17 protein-coding genes are annotated in these 20,608 nt (G+C 68.2%); 9 read left to right on the forward strand and 8 right to left on the reverse strand.

Annotation, left to right across the window (positions count from 1 at the left end; genetic code table 11):
• Nucleotides 1–7: 7 nt before the first annotated feature.
• Genes ACNI65_RS04505 through ACNI65_RS04520 form a run of 4 tightly spaced genes read right to left on the reverse strand, consistent with a single transcriptional unit; the run spans nucleotide 8 to nucleotide 2,498 of the window.
• Nucleotides 8–568, reverse strand: a complete 561-nt coding sequence (locus ACNI65_RS04505; RefSeq protein ID WP_416761434.1) for an RDD family protein — start codon at nucleotides 566–568, stop codon at nucleotides 8–10.
• Nucleotides 569–577: 9 nt separating this feature from the next.
• The gene (locus ACNI65_RS04510; protein ID WP_416761435.1) at nucleotides 578–1,408 is read right to left on the reverse strand and encodes a DUF3106 domain-containing protein; all 831 of its coding nucleotides are present in this window, start codon (nucleotides 1,406–1,408) and stop codon (nucleotides 578–580) included.
• Nucleotides 1,409–1,416: 8 nt separating this feature from the next.
• Nucleotides 1,417–1,935, reverse strand: a complete 519-nt coding sequence (locus ACNI65_RS04515) for a DUF3619 family protein (protein ID WP_416761436.1) — start codon at nucleotides 1,933–1,935, stop codon at nucleotides 1,417–1,419.
• On the reverse strand, nucleotides 1,932–2,498 hold the full coding sequence (locus ACNI65_RS04520) for an RNA polymerase sigma factor (protein ID WP_416761437.1): 567 nt from the start codon (nucleotides 2,496–2,498) through the stop codon (nucleotides 1,932–1,934). Before ACNI65_RS04520 ends, ACNI65_RS04515 begins: the two co-directional genes overlap by 4 nt.
• A gap of 260 nt (nucleotides 2,499–2,758) precedes the next feature.
• Here ACNI65_RS04520 and ACNI65_RS04525 point away from each other — a divergent pair, with 260 nt between their 5' ends.
• The 7 genes from ACNI65_RS04525 to pbpG all read left to right on the forward strand — a co-directional run bounded on the left by ACNI65_RS04525 (nucleotide 2,759) and on the right by pbpG (nucleotide 12,045).
• Nucleotides 2,759–4,555 carry an acetolactate synthase 3 catalytic subunit gene (locus ACNI65_RS04525; protein WP_416761438.1) on the forward strand — a complete coding sequence of 599 codons (1,797 nt, stop codon included), beginning with the start codon at nucleotides 2,759–2,761 and terminating at the stop codon, nucleotides 4,553–4,555.
• Nucleotides 4,556–4,730: 175 nt separating this feature from the next.
• Nucleotides 4,731–5,222, forward strand: a complete 492-nt coding sequence (gene ilvN / locus ACNI65_RS04530) for an acetolactate synthase small subunit (RefSeq protein ID WP_088403543.1) — start codon at nucleotides 4,731–4,733, stop codon at nucleotides 5,220–5,222.
• 53 nt (nucleotides 5,223–5,275) lie between these two features.
• Entirely contained in the window at nucleotides 5,276–6,292 is a 1,017-nt protein-coding gene (gene ilvC / locus ACNI65_RS04535) for a ketol-acid reductoisomerase (RefSeq protein WP_416761439.1), read from the forward strand.
• Between the two features lie 115 nt (nucleotides 6,293–6,407).
• On the forward strand, nucleotides 6,408–7,256 hold the full coding sequence (pssA, locus tag ACNI65_RS04540; protein ID WP_416761440.1) for a CDP-diacylglycerol--serine O-phosphatidyltransferase: 849 nt from the start codon (nucleotides 6,408–6,410) through the stop codon (nucleotides 7,254–7,256).
• A 273-nt stretch (nucleotides 7,257–7,529) separates the two neighbouring features.
• Nucleotides 7,530–9,224, forward strand: coding sequence for a 2-isopropylmalate synthase (gene leuA, locus ACNI65_RS04545; protein WP_416761441.1), 1,695 nt, complete (start codon nucleotides 7,530–7,532; stop codon nucleotides 9,222–9,224).
• A gap of 43 nt (nucleotides 9,225–9,267) precedes the next feature.
• Complete coding sequence (locus tag ACNI65_RS04550) at nucleotides 9,268–10,809, forward strand: 2-isopropylmalate synthase (RefSeq protein WP_416761442.1); 1,542 nt, start codon at nucleotides 9,268–9,270, stop codon at nucleotides 10,807–10,809.
• Nucleotides 10,810–10,992: 183 nt separating this feature from the next.
• On the forward strand, nucleotides 10,993–12,045 hold the full coding sequence (gene pbpG, locus ACNI65_RS04555; RefSeq protein WP_416763568.1) for a D-alanyl-D-alanine endopeptidase: 1,053 nt from the start codon (nucleotides 10,993–10,995) through the stop codon (nucleotides 12,043–12,045).
• A 63-nt stretch (nucleotides 12,046–12,108) separates the two neighbouring features.
• Here pbpG and ACNI65_RS04560 read toward each other — a convergent pair whose 3' ends face one another.
• From ACNI65_RS04560 to hpnC, 4 genes are all read right to left on the reverse strand, one after another.
• A complete protein-coding gene (locus ACNI65_RS04560) occupies nucleotides 12,109–12,876 on the reverse strand; it encodes an IclR family transcriptional regulator (RefSeq protein WP_416761443.1) in 768 nt (255 codons plus the stop codon).
• Nucleotides 12,877–13,019: 143 nt separating this feature from the next.
• Complete coding sequence (hpnE, locus tag ACNI65_RS04565) at nucleotides 13,020–14,303, reverse strand: hydroxysqualene dehydroxylase HpnE (protein ID WP_416761445.1); 1,284 nt, start codon at nucleotides 14,301–14,303, stop codon at nucleotides 13,020–13,022.
• 1 nt (nucleotide 14,304) lies between these two features.
• Nucleotides 14,305–15,207 carry a presqualene diphosphate synthase HpnD gene (gene hpnD / locus ACNI65_RS04570; RefSeq protein ID WP_416761446.1) on the reverse strand — a complete coding sequence of 301 codons (903 nt, stop codon included), beginning with the start codon at nucleotides 15,205–15,207 and terminating at the stop codon, nucleotides 14,305–14,307.
• Nucleotides 15,204–16,076 carry a squalene synthase HpnC gene (gene hpnC, locus ACNI65_RS04575; protein WP_416761447.1) on the reverse strand — a complete coding sequence of 291 codons (873 nt, stop codon included), beginning with the start codon at nucleotides 16,074–16,076 and terminating at the stop codon, nucleotides 15,204–15,206. Before hpnC ends, hpnD begins: the two co-directional genes overlap by 4 nt.
• 134 nt (nucleotides 16,077–16,210) lie before the next feature.
• Here hpnC and ACNI65_RS04580 point away from each other — a divergent pair, with 134 nt between their 5' ends.
• Together ACNI65_RS04580 and ACNI65_RS04585 are read left to right on the forward strand one after the other, a co-directional pair.
• Entirely contained in the window at nucleotides 16,211–17,380 is a 1,170-nt protein-coding gene (locus ACNI65_RS04580; protein ID WP_416761448.1) for an efflux RND transporter periplasmic adaptor subunit, read from the forward strand.
• A 16-nt stretch (nucleotides 17,381–17,396) separates the two neighbouring features.
• Complete coding sequence (locus ACNI65_RS04585; protein WP_416761449.1) at nucleotides 17,397–20,537, forward strand: efflux RND transporter permease subunit; 3,141 nt, start codon at nucleotides 17,397–17,399, stop codon at nucleotides 20,535–20,537.
• Nucleotides 20,538–20,608: the final 71 nt, after the last annotated feature.

Here is a 20,608-nt window from a genome sequence, read left to right on the forward strand (position 1 = left end):
CGGAGGATCAGGAATCGGCCGGCTGCGTGACCGGCTCGGCGGACTTCCTGGCCCGGGGCGGCGGCAGCTGGGTGATCAGGCGGGTGCCGCAGATCACGTCATGCAGGAACTGGCGTTGCGGATGGATCCGCGCCAGCAGCAGGTAGCCGGCGATGCCCGCGAGCATCGTGCCGAAGATGGCGCCGGTGCTGTGGTCCAGGTCGAGCAGGTGCACGCTGGCCAGCGCCGGCAGGAACCACAACCAGGACGCCAGGTAGCGCAGTGCCGCGCGGGCTTGTGTGATCGGCCGGCCCTGCGCGTCGACGACCCGCAGGTGCCAGGCGCGCATCGCGACCGTCTGGCCGCCGCGCGACCAGAACCAGATGAAGTAGATCCCCAGCACGAGGAAGAGGAAGGCCTGCAGTCCATGCTGGCCGACCAGCGCGTTGCGCTGCTGGGTCAGTGTCGAATACAGCCAGCCGGCGACGAACACGACGCCGAACAGCACGACACCTTCATAGATGAAGGACGCGAGTCGGCGCATCAGGCCGGGCGGGGCGTCGCCGCCTGCAACGGGTGCGGAGGTCATCCCGCCAGTTTAGCGGCTGGCCCCGTCGCGCCGAGGCAGCAGCGTGTTGGGATCGAGCCGGGCGTCGCGCGGGGAGCGCAAGGGACGACCGGAGGCGCTGGCGCCGGGGCGCACGGGATCGGCGCGCTGGGTCATCAAGACGGTGGTCGCGCCGGGCAGGGCCTGGACGATCGTCGGTCCGGTGGTCGCGGTCAGCGGCGTGCGCTGGATGGGCGTCTTGGCGCGGCTCGGCGCGGGCGCCTCGCGGCCCGCCGCGGAGGCCTTCTCGGCGGCGCGTTCCACCAGGCGCTGGCGCTTCTCGGGCGGGAGCGCCTGGTAGGCGTCCCATTTCTCGCGAAGCTTGGCGTCCTGGTCCTGCGTGCGCAGCTCTCCGGCGTGCTGGTACCCGATGCGGGCCCGCTGGCGCTCGGCTGGCGACATGCGGGTCCACTCGGCCATGCGGTCGCGCAGGCGCTGCTGGTGCTCGGGGGGCAGCGTCGGGTAGCGCGCGGCGATCTCGAGCCACTTGCCCTTGCGGGCGCCATCCAGCTGGTCCCATTCCTTGCTCAGCGGCGCCAGGGCTTCCTTCTGGGACGCGCTCAGCGACGCCCAGTTCTGACCGAGCATCAGGGCGCCCGGGGCGGTGGTCGTGGCTGCCGGGCGGGAAGCGGACGGGGCGCGCGCGGCCGGGGAGGCCGCCAGGGAGGGGGTGTCGGCCGGCGCGGAAGCCGGCAGGTCCTGCGCGACGGCGACGCCGACGCCCAGCGCCAGCAGGCTCGCGGCGATCAGCGAACGCGTGCGGACCTCAGGGAAACCGCGGAAATGGGCGCTCGGGAGCGGCGGGCGAAGGGAACGGGCCACGCAGCGCCTCACTGCGACGACTTGGCTTCGTCGGACTTCTCGCCGTTGTCGGCACCGTTGGCGTTGTTGGGGTCGTTCGGGTTCTCGTTCAGGTATTCACGGAAGCCCGGATCGCTGTAGGCCGCCGGGGGCAGCGGCTTGGAGAGCATCTCGGTGTCGAGTTCCGCCGCGCTGCGGATCTGCTCGTACCACTGGCTGTGCTGGATCAGCAACAGGCCGCCCAGCAGCAGCGCCAGCGGCAGCAGCGCCGCGGCCTTGCGCCAGCGCGGGGTCTTCTCGCCGCCGCCCAGGGCCAGCGTGCTGCCGCCGACCTGCTGGACATCGGACGCGGCCCGGGCCGGTGCGGCGGCGCGTGCGGCCATCGCCTTGGCGAGCGCCTGCTCTCGCGCGAAACGCAGCCGTTCCTGGATGTCGCCGTTCAGGGTCTCGCTCTGTTCGGTCAGGCCCGCGGCGACCCGGAGGCCGAAACGGGTCACGCGCGCATCCGCCTCCAGCGGCAGCAGCGTTCCTGGCGTGTTCTTCTTCATAGCGAGATTCCCTTGGCTTTCAGCGTTTTGGCCAGCGCATGCACAGCGCGCGAGCAGTGTGTCTTGACACTGCCCTCCGAGCAACCCATGACCGCCGCCGTCTCGGCAACATCGAGTTCTTCCCAGTAACGCAGGAGGAAGGCTTCCCGTTGACGGGCCGGCAAAGCTGCAACTTCCTGTTCGATCGCGGCGAGCACCTGCCCCCGAGACACCTCGTCCGCGGCCGACAGCGCGCCCATCGATCCTTCCTGCGTCTCCAGCATCTCCAGCAAGTCGAAGTCCTCGCCGGGGTCCCCCCCCTCGAAGTCCGACAGGTTGCTGAAGACCGCGTTCCGCGTCTTCTGGCGACGGAAATGATCCATCGTCGCGTTCGACAGGATGCGCTGGAACAGCAGCGGCAACTCTGCCGCGGGGCGGTCGAAGTACTTCTCCGCCAGCTTGATCATGGCGTCCTGGACGATGTCCAGCGCGGCGTCCTCGTCTCGCACCATGTAGACGGTGCGCTTGAACGCGCGCCGGTCGACGGTCTTGAGAAAGTCGTTGAGTTCTTTGTCTGTGGCCAAAGGGCTGGCGCCGGCAGGGGCGATGGAGCGAGCAAAACGGCGCGGATTATCGCATCGACACTACAAATAGCCATTGGCTCTCGGGGCTCATGCGGGTTTGCGTGCATAATCAGCCTTTCGCACACCGCAGTTTTTGTCTCAAGTAGGCCGCCCGACCACGGCGCCCCTGTTTTTGACGCGACGTTTCGAGTCCGCTTCACAAGAGCGCGAGGAGAAGCACCGATGGTTTTTCGTCAGAGAAAATCTCAGAGGTTCGACATATGGACATGTCTGCCGCGGACATCAAACGTGCAGCGATCACGGAAGCTCGCTCACAACCGCACCCCCATTCCGTCAGTTCCGGACAGGAACTGAATGGCTCCGAAATCCTGGTTCAGAGTCTTCAGGCCGAAGGCGTGAAGTTCCTCTGGGGCTATCCAGGCGGTGCCGTCCTCTACATCTACGACGCGCTCTACAAGCAGGACGCCATCCAGCACGTGCTGGTCCGTCATGAGCAGGCCGCCGTGCACGCCGCCGACGGCTACGCCCGGGCGACGGGCGAGGTGGGCGTCGCGCTGGTGACCTCCGGTCCCGGCGTCACCAACGCGATCACCGGCATCGCGACGGCGTACATGGACTCGATCCCGATGGTGATCATCACCGGTCAGGTCCCCACGCCCGCCATCGGCCTCGATGCCTTCCAGGAATGCGACACCGTCGGCATTACACGCCCGATCGTCAAGCACAACTTCCTGGTCAAGGACGTCCGCGACCTCGCCACGACGCTGAAGAAGGCCTTCCACATCGCCCGCACCGGCCGTCCCGGCCCGGTCGTGGTCGACATCCCGAAGGACGTCTCGCTCAACCGCACCGCGTTCCATTACCCGGAGCGCGTCGAGATGCGCTCGTACAACCCGGTGAAGAAGGGCCACAGCGGTCAGATCCGCAAGGCGGTCCAGCTGCTGATGGGCGCCAAGCGGCCCTACATCTACACCGGCGGCGGCGTCATCCTGGGCGAGGCCACGGCCGAGCTGCGCCAGCTCGTCGAGCTGCTGGGCTATCCGTGCACGAACACGCTGATGGGCCTGGGCGCGATGCCCGGCACCGATCCGCGCTTCCTGGGCATGCTCGGGATGCACGGCACCTACGAAGCCAACATGACCATGCAGCACTGCGACGTGCTGCTGGCCGTGGGCGCGCGCTTCGACGACCGGGTGATCGGCAATCCGAAGCACTTCTCGTCGGTGGACCGCAAGATCATCCACATCGACATCGACCCCTCGTCGATCTCCAAGCGCGTGCGCGTGGACATCCCGATCGTGGGCGACGTCAAGGATGTGCTGCAGGAACTGATCGCGCAGATCAAGGAAGCGCAGGCGCGCCCCGACGCGGACGCGGTCAACGCGTGGTGGAGCCAGATCAACGACTGGCGCAAGCGCGACTGCCTGGCCTACAAGCACTCGACCGAGGTCATCAAGCCGCAGCACGTCGTGGAGACGCTGTGGAACCTCACGCGCGACCGCGATACCTACATCACCTCCGACGTCGGCCAGCATCAGATGTGGGCCGCGCAGTTCTACCGCTTCGACGAGCCGCGCCGCTGGATCAACTCCGGCGGGCTGGGCACGATGGGCGTGGGTCTGCCGTACGCGATGGGCATCAAGCTGGCCAAGCCGGAAGCGGACGTGTTCTGCATCACCGGCGAGGGCAGCATCCAGATGAACATCCAGGAGCTGTCCACCTGCCAGCAGTACAAGACCCCTGTGAAGGTGGTCTCGTTGAACAACCGCTACCTGGGCATGGTGCGGCAGTGGCAGGAGCTGGACTACGGCAAGCGCTACTCGCACAGCTACATGGACGCGCTGCCTGACTTCGTCAAGCTGGCCGAGTCCTACGGGCATGTGGGTCTGCTGGTCGAGCGACCGGAAGACGTCGAGCCCGCGCTGCGCGAGGCGATGCGGTTGAAGGACCGCACCGTCTTCCTGGACGTGCGCACCGATCCGACCGAGAACGTCTGGCCCATGGTCCAGGCGGGCAAGGGCATCTCGGAAATGCTGCTGGGGTCCGAGGACCTCTGAGACCGACGACGGCGTGAAGCCGTCCGGCGTGGCACGCGTTACCGCGCGTGCCGCGACCGGCGGCGGAGCGCCCGAGCCGCTCGGAGCGATCCGGACCATTCCCTGAATCGAAGAGCGTGGCCAAGGGCCGCCCGGTTACCGCCGGCGGTCTGAAGAGCGCGAAGGACGAGACCCCATGAAACACATCATCGCTTTGCTCATCGAGAACGAGCCGGGCGCGCTGTCGCGCGTCGTGGCGCTGTTCTCCGCCCGGGGCTACAACATCGAGAGCCTGACCGTGGCGCCCACCGAGGACCCCTCGCTGTCGCGCATGACCATCGTCACCAGCGGCAGCGACGACGTGATCGAGCAGATCACCAAGCACCTGAACCGGCTGATCGAGGTCGTCAAGGTCGTCGACCTGACCGAGGGCCGCTACATCGAGCGCGAGCTCATGCTGATCAAGGTCCGCGCCGTGGGCAAGGAACGCGAGGAGCTCAAGCGCACCTCGGACATCTTCCGCGGCCACGTCATCGACGTCACCGAGAAGACCTACACCATCGAGCTGACCGGCGACGCCTCCAAGCTCGACGCCTTCATCGACGCCATCGACCGCAGCGCCATCCTCGAGACGGTGCGCACCGGCACGAGCGGCATCGGCCGCGGCGAACGCATCCTGCGCGTCTGAGACGCGCGCTTCACTGAACCACCCCTGTACTGATTTCCCCCGGAGAGACCACCATGAACGTGTACTACGACAAGGACGCCGACCTCAGCCTGATCAAGGGCAAGAACGTCACCATCATCGGTTATGGCTCACAAGGCCATGCCCATGCCCAGAACCTGAACGAGAGCGGCGTGAAGGTCACCGTGGGCCTGCGCCGCGGCGGCGCGTCCTGGGCCAAGGCCGAGGGTGCCGGCCTGAAGGTCGCCGAGATCGCCGAGGCCGTGAAGGCCGCCGACGTCGTCATGATCCTGCTGCCCGACGAGCAGATCGCCGACGTCTACAAGAAGGAAGTCGAGCCCAACATCAAGCAGGGCGCCTCGCTGGCCTTCGCTCACGGCTTCAACGTCCATTACGGCCAGGTGCAGCCGCGCGAGGACCTGGACGTGTGGATGGTCGCTCCCAAGGCCCCGGGCCACACGGTGCGCAACACCTACAAGCAGGGTGGCGGCGTACCTCACCTGATCGCCGTCTACGCCGACAAGACCGGCAAGGCGCGTGACCTGGCCCTGAGCTACGCCGCGGCCAATGGCGGCGGCAAGGCCGGCATCATCCAGACCTCGTTCCGCGAGGAAACCGAGACCGACCTGTTCGGCGAGCAGGCCGTGCTGTGCGGCGGCGCTGTCGAACTGATCAAGGCCGGTTTCGAGACGCTGACCGAAGCCGGTTACGCGCCCGAGATGGCCTACTTCGAGTGCCTGCACGAGCTCAAGCTGATCGTGGACCTGATCTACGAAGGCGGCATCGCCAACATGAACTACTCGATCTCCAACAACGCGGAGTACGGCGAGTACGTGACCGGGCCGCGCGTGGTGACCGCCGCGACCAAGGACGCGATGCGCCAGTGCCTGAAGGACATCCAGACCGGCGAGTACGCCAAGTCCTTCATCCTCGAGAACAAGGCCGGCGCACCGACGCTGATCAGCCGCCGCCGCCTGACCGCCGAGCACCCGATCGAGCAGGTCGGCGAGCAGCTGCGCGCGATGATGCCCTGGATCAAGGCCAACAAGCTGGTCGACAAGTCCAAGAACTGATCGTCGACGATCTTCGGCGGATCGGGCGCGAATCGCGTCAGATCCGTCCGCAAAGGCCGCGCGGAGCGATCCGCGCGGCCTTTTTCATGGGTGCGCTGGGTTATCCTCCCGCCCCATGAATTCGACTCCGAACAAGAACGTGGACCTGCTCGACGAGGACGAGACCGATGTCCTCGACGCGCCGCAGCGCCCGCGCCACAAGGGCATCTACCTGCTGCCCAACCTCTTCACGCTGGCCGCGCTGTTCAGCGGCTTCTACGCGATCGTGATGGGCATCGGCGGACGCTTCGAGCAGTCCGTCTACGGCATCTTCGCCGCGATGGTGCTCGACAGCCTGGACGGCCGCGTCGCGCGCATGACCAACACGCAGAGCACCTTCGGCGAGCAGATGGATTCGCTGTCGGACATGGTGTCCTTCGGCGCCGCGCCGGCGCTCATCATGTATTCGTGGGCGCTGCAGGGCCTGGGCAAGTGGGGCTGGTTCGCGGCCTTCGTCTACATCGCCGGCGCCGCGCTGCGCCTGGCGCGCTTCAACACCAACATCGCGGTCGTGGACCGGCGCTTCTTCCAGGGCGTGCCCAGCCCCGCGGCCGCCGCGCTGGTGATGAGCCTGATCTGGGCGCTGGACAGCGCCGGCTACAAGGACATCCACCGCGATCCCGCGCTGGCCTGGCTGGCCTTCGGCTTCACGCTGTACGCGGGCCTGACGATGGTGACCAACGCGCCGTTCTACAGCTTCAAGGACATCACCTTCAAGCGCTCGGTGCCCTTCATCGTGCTGGTGGTGATCATGCTGGCCATCGCCGCGATCAACATCGATCCGCCGCGCGTGCTGTTCGGCGTGTTCTGCGCGTATGGCATCTCGGGCTACATCGTCTATGCGGTGCGCCGCGCCAAGGGCAAACCGGCGAGCGTGATCGCGATGTCGACCGACGAGCCCGATGAAGCGGGCCTTCACCGATAGCGAACGCTCGGCGCGCGGGCATTCGCTCATCGGCGTTGACGCGTCCCGCGCCCGGCCCCTATATTCGACGGCTATGACGTTCGTGACCGCATCCACCCGCACCAGCACCGCGCTGCTGCTACTACTAGGCGACCTTCGGGTTCGCTAGATCGCGCACGTCCGTCTTCCTCGACGCACACCCAGATCAACGGCCCGAATGCAACTCGCAGCGGGCCGTTTTCATTTCTGGAGAGTCTGCGAGTTGCGCCCCCTGAACCCACCAGGAACGCTCTCATGCTCAAGCAACCGCAGACCAAGTACCGCGCCTTCGCCCCCATCGCCTTGCCGGACCGCACCTGGCCCGACGCGCAGATCACGAAGGCGCCGCTGTGGCTGAGCACCGACCTGCGTGACGGCAACCAGGCGCTGATCGAGCCGATGGACTCCGAGCGCAAGCTGCGCATGTTCCAGCAGCTCGTGAAGATCGGCTTCAAGGAGATCGAGGTCGGTTTCCCCTCCGCCTCGCAGACCGACTTCGATTTCGTGCGCCTGCTCATCGAGGACGGCCACATCCCCGACGACGTGACGATCCAGGTGCTGACGCAGGCGCGCCAGCCGCTGATCGAGCGCACGTTTGAATCGCTGATCGGCGCCAAGCGCGTGATCGTGCACCTGTACAACGCGGTCGCGCCGGTGATGCGCCGCGTGGTGCTGGGCATGAGCGAGGACGAGATCGTCGAGCTCGCCGTCACGCACACCCGCATGATCCGCGAGATGGCCGATCGCCAGGGCGCGGAGACCGGCACCGACTTCCGCTTCGAGTACTCGCCCGAGATGTTCTCCGGCACCGAGCTGAGCTTCTCCAAGCGCGTCGTGGACGCGGTGACCGAAGCCTGGGGCCCGACGCCCGAGCGCAAGATCATCATCAACCTGCCGACCACCGTCGAGCATTCGACGCCCAACATCTACGCCGACATGATCGAGTGGATGGGCCGTCACATCGAGCGGCGCGACCGCGTGATCCTGTCGGTGCATCCGCACAATGACCGCGGCACGGGCACCGCGGCCGCGGAGCTCGCCATCATGGCCGGCGCCGACCGCGTCGAGGGCTGCCTGTTCGGCAACGGCGAGCGCACCGGCAACCTGGACCTGGTCAACGTCGCGCTCAACCTGTACACGCAGGGCGTGCATCCGGAGCTGGACTTCTCCGACATCGACGAGATCCGCCGCTGCGTCGAGCACTGCAATCAGATCCCGGTGCATCCGCGCCATCCGTACGTGGGCGAGCTGGTCTACACCTCGTTCTCGGGCTCGCACCAGGACGCGATCAAGAAGGCCTTCGCTGCCCGCAAGGACGGCGAGATCTGGGAAATTCCGTACCTGCCCATCGACCCCAAGGACCTGGGCCGCAGCTACGAGGCGGTGATCCGCGTGAACAGCCAGTCGGGCAAGGGCGGCATCTCCTACCTGCTCGAGGCCGAGTACGGCATCGAATTGCCGCGCCGCCTGCAGATCGAGTTCAGCCAGATCGTGCAGGGCGTGATGGACACGAACGGCAAGGAACTCGGCGCGGCCGACCTGTGGCGCATCTTCGATCGCGAGTACGGCGTCAAGCAGGCCCCGGCGCTGCATCCGCAGATCGACACCGCCGAGGACGGCCAGACCCGCGTGCAGGCGCAGGCCGACCTGTGCGTGCGCATGGTCAGGATCGATGGCCAGGGCAAGGGCCCGATCGACGCGTTCGTCGAGGGCCTGAACAAGCTGCTCAAGACCCAGGTCCGGGTGCTGGACTATCACGAGCACGCGATGGGCAGTGGCGCCGACGCGCAGGCGGTGGCCTACCTGGAGCTGCGCGTGGGTGAGGCGACGATGTTCGGCGTCGGCATGGACGGCAACATCGCGTCCGCGTCGCTGAAGGCAATCGTCTCGGGCCTGCGCCGCGCGTCGCAGCGCGGCGTGCTCAAGCTCGCGGACCGCATCGCGGCCTAAACTCATCGGCCACCGCTCACCGGCCACCGCAAGGAAGCACGACATGTCCGACCCGCTGATCATCTTCGACACCACCCTGCGCGACGGTGAGCAATCGCCCGGCGCGTCCATGACCAAGGACGAGAAGCTGCGCATCGCGCGGCAGCTGGAACGGTTGAAGGTGGACGTGATCGAGGCCGGCTTCGCGGCGGCGAGCCACGGAGATTTCGAGGCGGTCAGGGCGATCGCCGACGCGATCCGCGACAGCACGATCTGCTCGCTGGCCCGCGCCAACGACCGCGACATCGCGCGCGCGGCCGAGGCGCTCAAGGGCGCGGCGCGCTCGCGCATCCACACCTTCATCGCCACCAGCGAGCTCCACATGGAGAAGAAGCTGCGCATGACGCGCGAGCAGGTGCTGGAACAGGCCATCCAGGCCGTGCGTTTCGCCCGCAACCTGAGCGACGACATCGAGTTCTCGCCCGAGGACGGCTACCGCTCCGATCCGGAGTTCCTGGCCCGCGTCGTCGAGGCGGTGATCCGCGAGGGCGCCCGCACGATCAACATCCCCGACACCGTCGGCTACGCGATCCCGGAGCTGTACGGCCAGTTCATCAAGACACTGCGCGAGCGCGTGCCCAACTCCGACCAGGCGATCTGGAGCGTGCACTGCCACAACGACCTGGGCATGGCGGTGGCCAACTCGCTGGCGGGCGTGAAGATCGGCGGCGCGCGGCAGATCGAATGCACGATCAACGGCCTGGGCGAGCGAGCGGGCAACTGCTCGCTGGAGGAGGTCGTGATGGCGGTGAAGACCCGCCGTGACTACTTCGGCCTGGACGTGCGCGTGGATCCGTCGCAGATCGTGGCGGCGTCGCGGATGGTTTCTCAGACGACCGGTTTCGTCGTGCAGCCCAACAAGGCCGTGGTGGGCGCCAACGCGTTCGCGCATGCGTCGGGCATCCACCAGGACGGCGTCCTCAAGGCCCGCGATACCTACGAGATCATGCGCGCCGAGGACGTGGGCTGGAGCGCCAACAAGATCGTGCTGGGCAAGCTGTCGGGCCGCAATGCGTTCAAGCAGCGCCTGCAAGAGCTGGGCGTGGCGCTGGAATCGGAGGCGGAGATCAATGCCGCATTCGTCCGATTCAAGGACCTGGCGGACCGCAAGGCCGAGATCTTCGACGAGGACATCATCGCGCTGGTGATGGACGAGTCCGTCACCCAGATCCATGAACATTACCGGCTGGTGGCGCTGGCGCAGCGGTCCGAGACCGGCGAGCGGCCCCAGGCGCAGGTCGTCTTCGCCGAGGGCGACACCGAGCACCGCACCGAAAGCGACGGCAACGGGCCGGTGGACGCGGTGCTCAAGGCCATCGAGAGCAAGGTCCAAAGTGGGGCCGAAATGCTGCTGTATTCCGTCAGCGCGATCACCGGCGGCAGCACAGAATCCCAGGGCGAAGTGACGGTGCGCTTGCAGCATGCCGGTCGCGTGGTGAACGGCGTGGGGGCAGATCCCGATATCGTCGTCGCCTCGGCCAAAGCATATTTGAGCGCTCTGAACAAGTTGCAGAGCAAAACGGAGCGGGTCGCCGCCCAAGGTTGACAGGACAGCACACGCAGTCGCCCTGGCTGCGTCGGATGACACGGATTCGGGCACTTGAAGAGCCTGCGCCAAGTCGTTGATCTTGCCGGTCTTTCAGCGATCCCCTAAACTCGCGCCCACACCCTGGGGACTGGATTGAAGACCATTGCGACATTGCTGTCTGGTGCCGCGCTCAGCGGCGTCATGTTGCTGACGGGCCTGACCGCCAGTCTCGTGCCGGTTCAAACGGCACAGGCGGCGACCTCGTCGTCCTCCAAAGCCAAGGCGAAGAGCACCCGGCAGGCCAAACCGGCCCCGCGCTCTCCGCGCAAGGTGGCCGCGCGCGCCGCGGCCCCGGTTCGGGAAGTCATCCCCGCCAAACCGTCCTTCGGGACGATGTACGGCCTGCATGACACCGAAGACCCCCTCGACCTGAAATCCAGCGTCGCCTACGTCGTCGACCAGGACACCAACGAGGTCCTGTTCTCGAAGAACCCGTCGGCCGTCCTGCCGATCGCGTCCATCACCAAGCTGATGACCGCGCTGCTGGTCGTCGAGGCGAACCAGTCGCTGGACGAGAAGCTCGAGATCACCGACGAGGACAAGGACACCGAGAAGTTCACCGGCTCCCGGCTGACCATCGGCACCACGCTCACGCGCGGCGAACTGCTGCACCTGGCGCTGATGTCCTCGGAGAACCGCGCCGCCCACGCGCTGGGCCGCAACTATCCCGGCGGCCTGGAAGCCTTCGTCGCCGCGATGAACAACAAGGCGCGTCTGCTCGGCATGCTGGACACCCATTACGTCGAACCGACCGGCCTGTCCAGCCGCAACCAGTCCTCGGCCGCCGACCTGGCGAAGCTGGTGAAGACCGCTCACGCCTTCCCGCTGATCCGCGAGCTGTCGACCTCGTCGGAGTACACCGTGGCCCTGGGCCGCAAGCAGGTGCGCTTCGGCACGACCAACGGCCTCGTCCGCAAGGGCGACTGGGACATCGGCCTGCAGAAGACCGGCTTCATCAACGAGGCCGGCCAGTGCCTCGTCATGCAGGCCCAGCTCGCCGGCCGCAAGCTGATCATGGTGTTCCTGGATTCCGCCGGGAAATACTCCCGCATCGGCGACGCCGAACGCGTGCGCAAGTGGCTCACCGGCACGGCCTCGCCGCTGGCGGGTGTCGCCGGTGTCGCGGGCGTCACCAGCTTGCCGGCCGCCACGCCGGCTGCCGTCTCGCTGACGCCGGTCATCTCGGCCAAGTAAGGCGAGCTTCTCCGGAATGAAAAAGCGGGCCTCGGCCCGCTTTGTCGTTGGGGAGCGCGCGGCTTATCCGCGGAAGCCCAGCGCCGCCGAGATCCTCGTCGCCGTTTCCTTCAGCCGGGGCATCCAGCCCTCCTCCAGGCGGTCCGCCGGCGCAGAGATCGACAAGCCCGCGACCAGCTTGCCCTGATCGTCATAGATGCCTGCGGCCATGCAGCGCACGCCGAGTTCCAGCTCCTCGTCGTCCCGCGCCACGCCGCGCTGACGCACCAGTGCCATCTCGCGCTCCAGCTGGCCGATCTCGGTCAGGCTGTTGCGCGTGTGGCCGGACAAGCCCGTGCGCGTCGCATAGGCGCGCACCCGCTGCGGGTCATCGCTGGCCAGGAAGAGCTTGCCCACCGAGGTCAGGTGCAAGGGCGCCCGGCCGCCCACCGCGCGCACGACCTGCATGCCGCTGCGCTCCGAGTAGGTCCGCTCGATGTAGACGATCTCATCGCCCTGACGCACCGACAGGTTCACCGGCTGATGCGTCAGCTTGTGCAGCTCGCGCATCGGTCCGATCGCCGCCTCGCGCACGTCCAGCCGCGCCTTCACGAGGTTGCCCAGCTCCAGCAGCCGCATGCCCAGCCGGTAACTGCCGGCTTCAGGCCGGTCCACGAACCGGCCCAGGGCCAGGTCGTTCAGGATGCGGTGGGCAGTCGAGGGGTGCAGTCCGGTCGTCTCGCTGATCACCTTCAGGGAGACCGGGTCCTGATGCTGGGCCAGGACGTCGAGCAACGCGAACGTGCGCTCAAGGACCTGGATGGCGGGGGTCTGGAGCTCCTTGGACTTCATGGCGGACGATTGTGAAGGATTTCCGACGGTTTTTGCATGGCGAAACCGGGAGGTGGCTCTACTCGATGGCGGATGGGCGCATTCCGTCGCTTTTGCCCATCAGCGGTGCGCGAAATCGCTGCGTTCGATCGAATCTTGATCGATCAGGGATTCGGCTGCCGCAATGCGGAACGCGCGGCGCTCAGGCCGCTGCGCACCGCGCCCTCGAGCGTCGCCGGATACGGGCCCTCGAGGTAGTCGCCCGCCGCCCAGAGACCCGGCGCGATCGCCGCGCCGGGGCGGAGCAGGCCGGGCGTGCAGGCGAAGGTCGCGCGCTTCTCGCTGAGCACGCGGACAAGCCGCGGCGGCGTCGCCCAGCGGAAATGCCGCACCGCCTGCGCGAGCGCCGCCTGGCCCGTGGCCTCCAGGCCGCGCTCGACCCAGGGCGCCGCGCCGCTCACGACGAGGCTGAACAGCCCCGGGGTCTGGTCCAGCTGGCCGAGGTCGAAGGCGAACTGCGCCGGCTCGTCGGCCGATTCGCGCAGCGCGACCATCGGCGCGGGGAGGGTGGAGCCGGCGCTCTCGAGGTAGATGGTCACGATGGGCTGGAAGTCGAAGGCGCCGGTCAGGGCGCTCCAGTCGGGCGCGAGCGCGCGCGTGAGCCGTGCCGCCTCGACCGAGGACGTCGCGAGGAGGACCGCGTCGAAGCGCTCGTCATCGACGAGCCATCCGTCCGCCGCGCGCTCCAGCTGCTGGACGCGTCGCGTGCGCAGCGTCGCGCCGCGCGCGAGCAGCCAGTCGCGGGACGGCGAGGGGAGCAGCGCGCTCAGGCCGCGGCGCGGCAGCAGCAGATCCGCGCTGCCGGGTCCGCTGAACAGCGCATCGCGCAGCACACGCAGGAAGACCTGCGCGCTGGCGGCCTCCGCCGGTGTGTTCAGCGCGGCCACGCACAGCGGATCGATGAGGTCCTCGCGCACCGCGCGCGGCAGCGCGGCGCACAGCTGGGCGACGGTCAGGGCCGGATCGCAGCGGAAGCCGCGCGCGGTCCACACGCTGCTGGCCGTGAGGAAGCCCAGGCGATCGCGCCACGACCAGGCCGAGCAGCCCAGCACACCGCGCAGGAAGGCGATCACCGGCGGACCGGGCGGCAGCGTCAGCGTGTCGCGGTCGGGGTAGCGCAGCCGCAGCGGCAGGCGCAGCAGCGTCTCGGGATCCGCGCCGACGCGGCGCATCAGGTCCAGCGTCGCGGTGTAGGCGCCGATGAGGATGTGCTGGCCATTGTCGAGCGCCGGCTCGTCGCCCGCGAGGCTGCGGGCTCGGCCACCGAGCACGGGCGCCATTTCCAGCAGCGTGACGTCGGCGCCCAGCGACGCCGCTTCCACGGCCGCGGCCAGGCCGGCCCAGCCGCCGCCGATCACGGCCACGCGCTGCTCGGCCACGCGGCTCACCTCAGCGACCGCGCCAGTTGGTCTTCATCGCGATCCACAGCTTGCGCAGCGGCGTGAGCGCGATGCGTTGCTGCAGGACCTGGAAGTTCTCCGCCTCGATCTCGCGCAGCAGCGTGCGGTAGATGTTGGCCATCATGAGCCCGGGCTTCTGCGCCTTGCGGTCGGCCTCGGGCAGCAACGCCATGGCCTCGTCGTAGATCCGGTGCGCGCGCTCGGCCTGGAACTTCATCAGCGCCAGGAAACGATCGCTGTAGCCCCAGGGCGCGTCGCGCTTGAGGATCTCGTGGGCCTTGACGTCGAACTGCTGCAGCTCGCTCACCGGGAGGTAGATGCGGCCACGGCGCGCGTCATCGCCGACGTCGCGGATGATGTTGGTCAGCTGCATCGCCAGGCCGAGCTTGTGCGCGTACTCGACGGTGCGCGCATCGGTGCGGCCGAAGATGCCCGAGGCCACCTCGCCCACGACGCCCGCCACCAGGTGGCAATAGCGCTGCAGCCCGGCGTAGTCGAGGTAGCGGGTCTGCTCGAGGTCCATCTGGCAGCCGTCGATCACGGCCAGCAGGTGCTCGACGCGGATGTCGTAGTCCTTGACGTGCGGCAGCAGCGCCTTCATCGCCGGATGCGAGGGCTGGCCGTTGAAGGCGCTCATCACTTCCTTGCGCCACCAGGCGAGCTTGGTCGCGGCCACGCCCGGGTCGGAGACCTCGTCCACGACGTCGTCCACCTCGCGGCAGAACGCGTAGAACGCGGTGATCGCAGCGCGGCGCGGCGGCGGCAGGAAGAGGAACGCGTAATAGAAGCTCGAGCCGCTCGCGGCGGCCTTCTGCTGGACGTACTGCTCCGGCGTGGAAGCGGCGCCGGCCGTGGCCGTCGCGTCGGTGTCGTTGTTGGTTTTGGTGCTCATCGCGCCGTCCCTTCGCGGCGTGTGTTCGTGCGGTCCGCGGTCATCGTCAAGGCGCGCCACACGAGCCGCGGCGCGTCGGCGGCGCCGACGGTCGGGCGGTGGAGCAGGGCGGCGAAGCGCATCGCTTGCAGCTTGTCGAGAATGCGAAGGCCGCCTTGTACCACCAAGCGCAGCTCCCAACCGGCTCGGCCCGGGATCTGATGCACGAGCGGCGCGCCCTCCAGCATCATCGCGCGGGCCCATCCGCAGAGTTCCTCGATCAGGGCGCGCGCCGCGGGGCTGTCCCGCAGGGCCAGCAGATCCTGTCCCTCGACCCCGTGACGCTGGCGGTCCTCCAGCGGCGCGTAGATCCGGCCCCGCGGGCCGTCGACGGTGAAGTCCTGCCAGAAATTGATCAGCTGCAGCGCCGAGCAGATCGCGTCCGAGCGGCGCAGCGCCGTCGGGTCGTCGATGCCGTACAGGTGCAGCAGCAGGCGTCCGACCGGGTCGGCGGAGCGCCGGCAGTAGTCCAGCAGCTCGGCGCGCGTGGCGTACTCGGTCTTCACGAGGTCCTGCTCGAAGGCGTCCAGCAAGGCCTCCAGCAAGGGCAGCGGCAGGCGGTGATCGCGCAGGACAGGCGCCAGCGGTCCGAACACGCGCGTGGCCCAGCGCGGGGAGGGCGCCTGACCCGCGGCCACGGCCCGCAAGTCGGCGCGGTAGTCGGCGAGGTCGCGCAGCCGCTGTCCGGCGCCGGCGTCGCCCTCGTCGGCCAGGTCGTCCGCGGTCCGCGCGAACGTGTAGATCGCCATGATCGCGGGACGCAGCGCCGGCGGACACAGCCAGGAAGCGACAGGAAAGTTTTCGTAGTGCTCTATGCTCACGGGCGCCATTTTCCGCTGAGCAGTACCCCGGCGAACCGTACGCCGTCGGTTTGACACGTTCGGACCCGCTGAATACATTACTGACCGGTCAGTCAGTTACTCCGGTGCCCAAAGTGGGGCGCCGCGGCTTTGTCGAGGTGTTCATGCCCCAACGGTCTCTTGTGTCCCTGTCCACGGCTGTGCTGGCCGCGATCGCCGTGTCCGTGCTGGCCGCCTGCGGCAAGCAGGCGCCTCCGCCCGAACCTGACCGTTACGTGCGCACGCTGGTGCTGACGCCGCAATCGGCCGGCCAGCAGCGCGAGTTCGCCGCCGAGGTCCGTGCCCGCGTCGAGTCGCGCCTGTCCTTCCGCGTCCCGGGCAAGATCCTGGAGCGCAAGGTCGATCTGGGCTCCGTCGTGAAGCCGGGCCAGACGCTGGCCCGCATCGACAGCTCCGACCTGGTGCTCGCGCAGGAAGCCGCCAAGGCGTCGGTGCTGGCCGCACGCGTGAACCGCGATCAGCTGGGCGCCGATTACAAGCGCTACATCGACCTCCACAAGCAGGGCTTCATCAGCGCGGCTGAGCTGGACCGCCGCGACGCCGCCTTCAAGGCCGCGCAGGCCCAATATGAATCGGCACGCGCGCAATCCGACGTGCAGCGCAACCAGGCGCAGTACTCGAGCCTCGTGGCCGACGCCGCCGGCGTGGTGACCGGCATCGACGCCGAACCCGGCATGGTCGTGGCCGCCGGCACCCCGGTGGTGCGCGTGGCCAACGACGGCCCGCGCGACATCGTGTTCTCCGTGTCCGAGGACCAGGTCGCGCTGGTGCGCGCCGCCGCCGCTCGTCCCGGCGGGCTGAAGGTGCGCCTGTGGACCGACACCAAGGCCGAGCCGCAGCCGATCAAGCTGCGCGAGCTGGCCGCGGCCGCCGATCCGGTGACGCGCACCTTCCTCGTCAAGGCCGAGCTGAATGATCAGAACGTGCGCCTGGGTCAGACCGCCACCGTGATCCTGACCGGTGCGCCGTCGGACAACTCGATCAAGCTGCCGCTCAGCGCGGTGATGGAGTCGCAGGGCAAGAGCGCCGTGCTGCTGCTCGATCCCAAGACCATGACCGTCAATCCCAAGCCGGTGACCGTCGTCGGCGCCGAGGGCAACGAGCTCGTCGTGCAGGGACTGACGCCGGGCCTGGAGGTCGTCACCGCGGGCGGTCACGTGCTCAATGCCGGTCAGAAGGTCAAGCGCTTCCGCCCGCCGGGCACGCCGACCGAGGCGCAGTCACCCGCGCAGTCCCCCGCGTCGGTGGCCCCCGCTGTCGCGGCCTCTCGCTGAGCCCCGGGAGCGCTGAATGAGCAACCCGAGCCGCGCCGGTTTCAATCTCTCGCGCTGGGCGCTGGAGCACGCCCCGCTGACGCGCTACCTGATGGTGGTGCTGATGGTGCTGGGCTTTGCCGCCTACTTCCAGCTGGGCCAGGACGAGGACCCCCCGTTCACTTTCCGCGCGATGGTCGTGCAGGCCTACTGGCCCGGCGCGACGCCGCAGCAGATGGCCGAGCAGGTCACCGACAAGATCGAGCGCACCCTGCAGGAGGTGCCGCATGCCGACAAGATCCGCAGCTACACCAAGCCCGGCGAGTCGCTGACCATTTTCCAGGTCAAGGACAACACCGCCCCGGGCGACGTGCCGCAGCTCTGGTACACGGTCCGCAAGAAGATCGGCGACCTTCGGCCCACGCTGCCGCAGGGCGTGCTGGGCCCGTTCTTCAACGACGAGTTCGGCGATGTCTACGGCTCGATCTTCGCGCTGTCCTCCGACGGCGGCTTCTCGATGGAGGAGCTGCGCCAGCAGGCCGAGGCCGTGCGCTCCGAGCTGCTGCGCGTGCAGGACGTGGCCAAGGTCGACCTCTTCGGCGTGCAGGCCGAGAAGCTGTTCATCGAGATCTCGCAGAAGCGGCTCGCCGAGCTGGGCCTGGACTTCAACCAGGTCGTCTCGCAGCTCAACGCGCAGAACGCCGTCGAGAGCGCCGGCGTGATGGACGCGGGCAGCGCCAACGTGCAGATCCGCATCGAGGGCCAGCTCAACTCCGTGCAGGCGCTCAGCGACTTCCCCATCCGCGGGCTCAACCCGCAGACCGGCGCCGCCAGCAGCATCAAGCTGGGCGACATCGCCAAGGTGCGCCGCGGCTACGTCGACCCGGCCACGACCATGGTCCGCTACAACGGCAAGCAGGTCGTGGCGCTGGGCGTGTCCATGGGCAAGGGCGGCGACATCATCGCGCTGGGCAAGGCGCTGCAGACCACCGTGAAGCAGCTCCAGCAGCAACTGCCCGCGGGCATCACGCTGCAGCAGATCCAGGATCAGCCCGCGGCGGTGAAGTCCTCGGTGGGCGAGTTCGTGCACGTGCTGATCGAGGCCGTGGTCGTCGTGCTGGGCGTGAGCTTCATCGCGCTGGGCCTGCACACCAAGCCGCTGCGCATCGACGTGTGGCCCGGCCTGGTCGTGGGCATCACCATCCCGCTGGTGCTCGCCATCACCTTCGTCGTCATGTATTACGCCGGGGTGGGGCTGCACAAGATCTCGCTGGGGTCGCTGATCATCGCGCTGGGGCTGCTCGTGGACGACGCGATCATTGCCGTGGAGATGATGGTCCGCAAGCTCGAGGAGGGCTACGACAAGATGCACGCGGCGACGTACGCCTACGACGCCACGGCCAAGCCCATGCTCACCGGCACGCTGATCACCGCCGTGGGCTTCCTGCCCATCGGCCTGGCCAAGTCCACCGTCGGTGAATACACCTTCGCGATCTTCGCGGTGACCGCCGCGGCGCTGGTGATCTCGTGGGTGGTGTCGGTGTACTTCGTGCCCTACCTGGGCGCGCTGCTGCTCAAGACCCGCGCCGGCCACGAGGGCGAGGCGCATGAGGTCTTCGACACGCCGTTCTACAACCGCTTCCGCCGCTGGGTCGCGTGGTGCGTGTTCCATCGCTGGAAGACCATCGGCCTGACCATCCTCGTGTTCGTGCTCGGCCTGGCCGGCATGGGCAAGGTGCAGCAGCAGTTCTTCCCGGACTCGAGCCGGCCCGAGATCCTCGTCGACCTGTGGCTGCCCGAGGGCGCCACGATCGAGGAGAGCAACGTCGTGGCCAAGCGCTTCGAGGCTCGCATGACCAAGGAGCCGCTGGTGGGCAGCATCGCGACCTGGGTGGGGTCGGGCGTGCCGCGCTTCTACCTGCCGCTGGACCAGATCCTGCCCAACACCAACGTCAGCCAGGCGATCATCCTGCCCAGGACGCCGGCCGACCGCGAGACGCTGCGCCACAAGCTGCCGCAGATCCTCGCGGAGGAGTTCTCCGAGGTGCGCGGCCGCGTCAAGCTGCTGCCCAACGGGCCGCCGGTGCCGTACCCGGTGCAGTTCCGCATCTCGGGCGATGACCCGACGCTGTTGCGCCAGTACGCCGACCGCGCCAAGGACCTGATGCGCGCCAACCCCAACCTGCTGGGCGTCAACGACGACTGGAACGAGTCCATCAAGGTGCTGCGCCTGCAGGTCGACCAGGACAAGGCGCGCGCGCTGGGCGTGACGAGCCAGAGCATCGCGCAGGCCGCGCGCATCCTGGTGACGGGCAGCACGGTGTCGCAATACCGCGAGGCCGACCGCCTGATCGACATCGTGCTGCGCCAGCCGGTGCAGGAGCGCGACACGCTGTCCGAGCTCGCCAACGCGTACGTGCCGACGGCCTCGGGTCGCTCGGTGCCGCTGACGCAGGTCGCCAAGCCGCAGTTCACCTGGGAACCCGGCCGCATGCACCGCGAGAGCCGCCAGTTCACGATCACCGTGCAGGGCGACGTGATCGAGGGCCTGCAGGGCGCGACGGTCACCAACCAGGTCTGGCCCGCGCTCGACGCGATGCGCAAGGACATGCCGCCCGGCTACTCGATCACGATCGCCGGCGCGGTGGAGGAAAGCAGCAAGGGCACCGGCTCGATCGCCGCCGGCGTGCCGATCATGCTGTTCATCACCTTCACGCTGCTGATGCTGCAGCTGCACAGCTTCTCGCGCGCGATGCTGGCGTTCCTGACCGGCTTCCTGGGCATCGCCGGCGTGTCCGCGGCGCTGCTGATCCTGAACCGGCCCTTCGGCTTCGTCGCGCTGCTGGGCGTGATCGCGCTGATGGGCATGATCCAGCGGAATTCCGTCATCCTGATCGACCAGATCGAGCAGGACCGCGGCCGCGGCGTGCCGCCGGCGCAGGCCATCGTCGAGTCCGCCGTGCGCCGGCTGCGTCCGATCGCGCTGACCGCCGCGGCGGCCGTGCTCGCGATGGTGCCGCTGTCGCGCAGCGTGTTCTGGGGGCCGATGGCCGTGGCCATCATGGGTGGCCTGATCGTGGCGACGGTGCTCACGCTGCTGGCGTTGCCGGCGATGTACGCGGCCTGGTTCCGCGTCGAGCGCGACAAGGACGCCGGCATCGCCCCGTCCACCCATTGAGGCGGCGCCCCTTCGGGGGCGTTCCTCCCGCCGGCTGACACCCGCTCGGGGGTTTACCCCCGCCCGGCAGC

It is taken from the genome of Roseateles sp. So40a, assembly GCF_048081605.1.
GTDB lineage: Bacteria > Pseudomonadota > Gammaproteobacteria > Burkholderiales > Burkholderiaceae_C > Roseateles.

What these genes read in the sequence shown, in the direction of transcription:
- leuA (WP_416761441.1), top strand. Translation starts at nt 7,530, where the DNA reads ATGCTCAAGCAACCGCAGACCAAGTACCGCGCCTTCGCCCCCATCGCC.
- ACNI65_RS04560 (WP_416761443.1), bottom strand. Translation starts at nt 12,876, where the DNA reads ATGAAGTCCAAGGAGCTCCAGACCCCCGCCATCCAGGTCCTTGAGCGC.
- pbpG (WP_416763568.1), top strand. Translation starts at nt 10,993, where the DNA reads ATGTTGCTGACGGGCCTGACCGCCAGTCTCGTGCCGGTTCAAACGGCA.
- ACNI65_RS04580 (WP_416761448.1), top strand. Translation starts at nt 16,211, where the DNA reads ATGCCCCAACGGTCTCTTGTGTCCCTGTCCACGGCTGTGCTGGCCGCG.
- ACNI65_RS04515 (WP_416761436.1), bottom strand. Translation starts at nt 1,935, where the DNA reads ATGAAGAAGAACACGCCAGGAACGCTGCTGCCGCTGGAGGCGGATGCG.
- ACNI65_RS04505 (WP_416761434.1), bottom strand. Translation starts at nt 568, where the DNA reads ATGACCTCCGCACCCGTTGCAGGCGGCGACGCCCCGCCCGGCCTGATG.
- ACNI65_RS04585 (WP_416761449.1), top strand. Translation starts at nt 17,397, where the DNA reads ATGAGCAACCCGAGCCGCGCCGGTTTCAATCTCTCGCGCTGGGCGCTG.
- ilvN (WP_088403543.1), top strand. Translation starts at nt 4,731, where the DNA reads ATGAAACACATCATCGCTTTGCTCATCGAGAACGAGCCGGGCGCGCTG.
- ACNI65_RS04550 (WP_416761442.1), top strand. Translation starts at nt 9,268, where the DNA reads ATGTCCGACCCGCTGATCATCTTCGACACCACCCTGCGCGACGGTGAG.
- ilvC (WP_416761439.1), top strand. Translation starts at nt 5,276, where the DNA reads ATGAACGTGTACTACGACAAGGACGCCGACCTCAGCCTGATCAAGGGC.
- ACNI65_RS04525 (WP_416761438.1), top strand. Translation starts at nt 2,759, where the DNA reads ATGGACATGTCTGCCGCGGACATCAAACGTGCAGCGATCACGGAAGCT.
- hpnD (WP_416761446.1), bottom strand. Translation starts at nt 15,207, where the DNA reads ATGAGCACCAAAACCAACAACGACACCGACGCGACGGCCACGGCCGGC.
- pssA (WP_416761440.1), top strand. Translation starts at nt 6,408, where the DNA reads ATGAATTCGACTCCGAACAAGAACGTGGACCTGCTCGACGAGGACGAG.
- hpnC (WP_416761447.1), bottom strand. Translation starts at nt 16,076, where the DNA reads ATGGCGCCCGTGAGCATAGAGCACTACGAAAACTTTCCTGTCGCTTCC.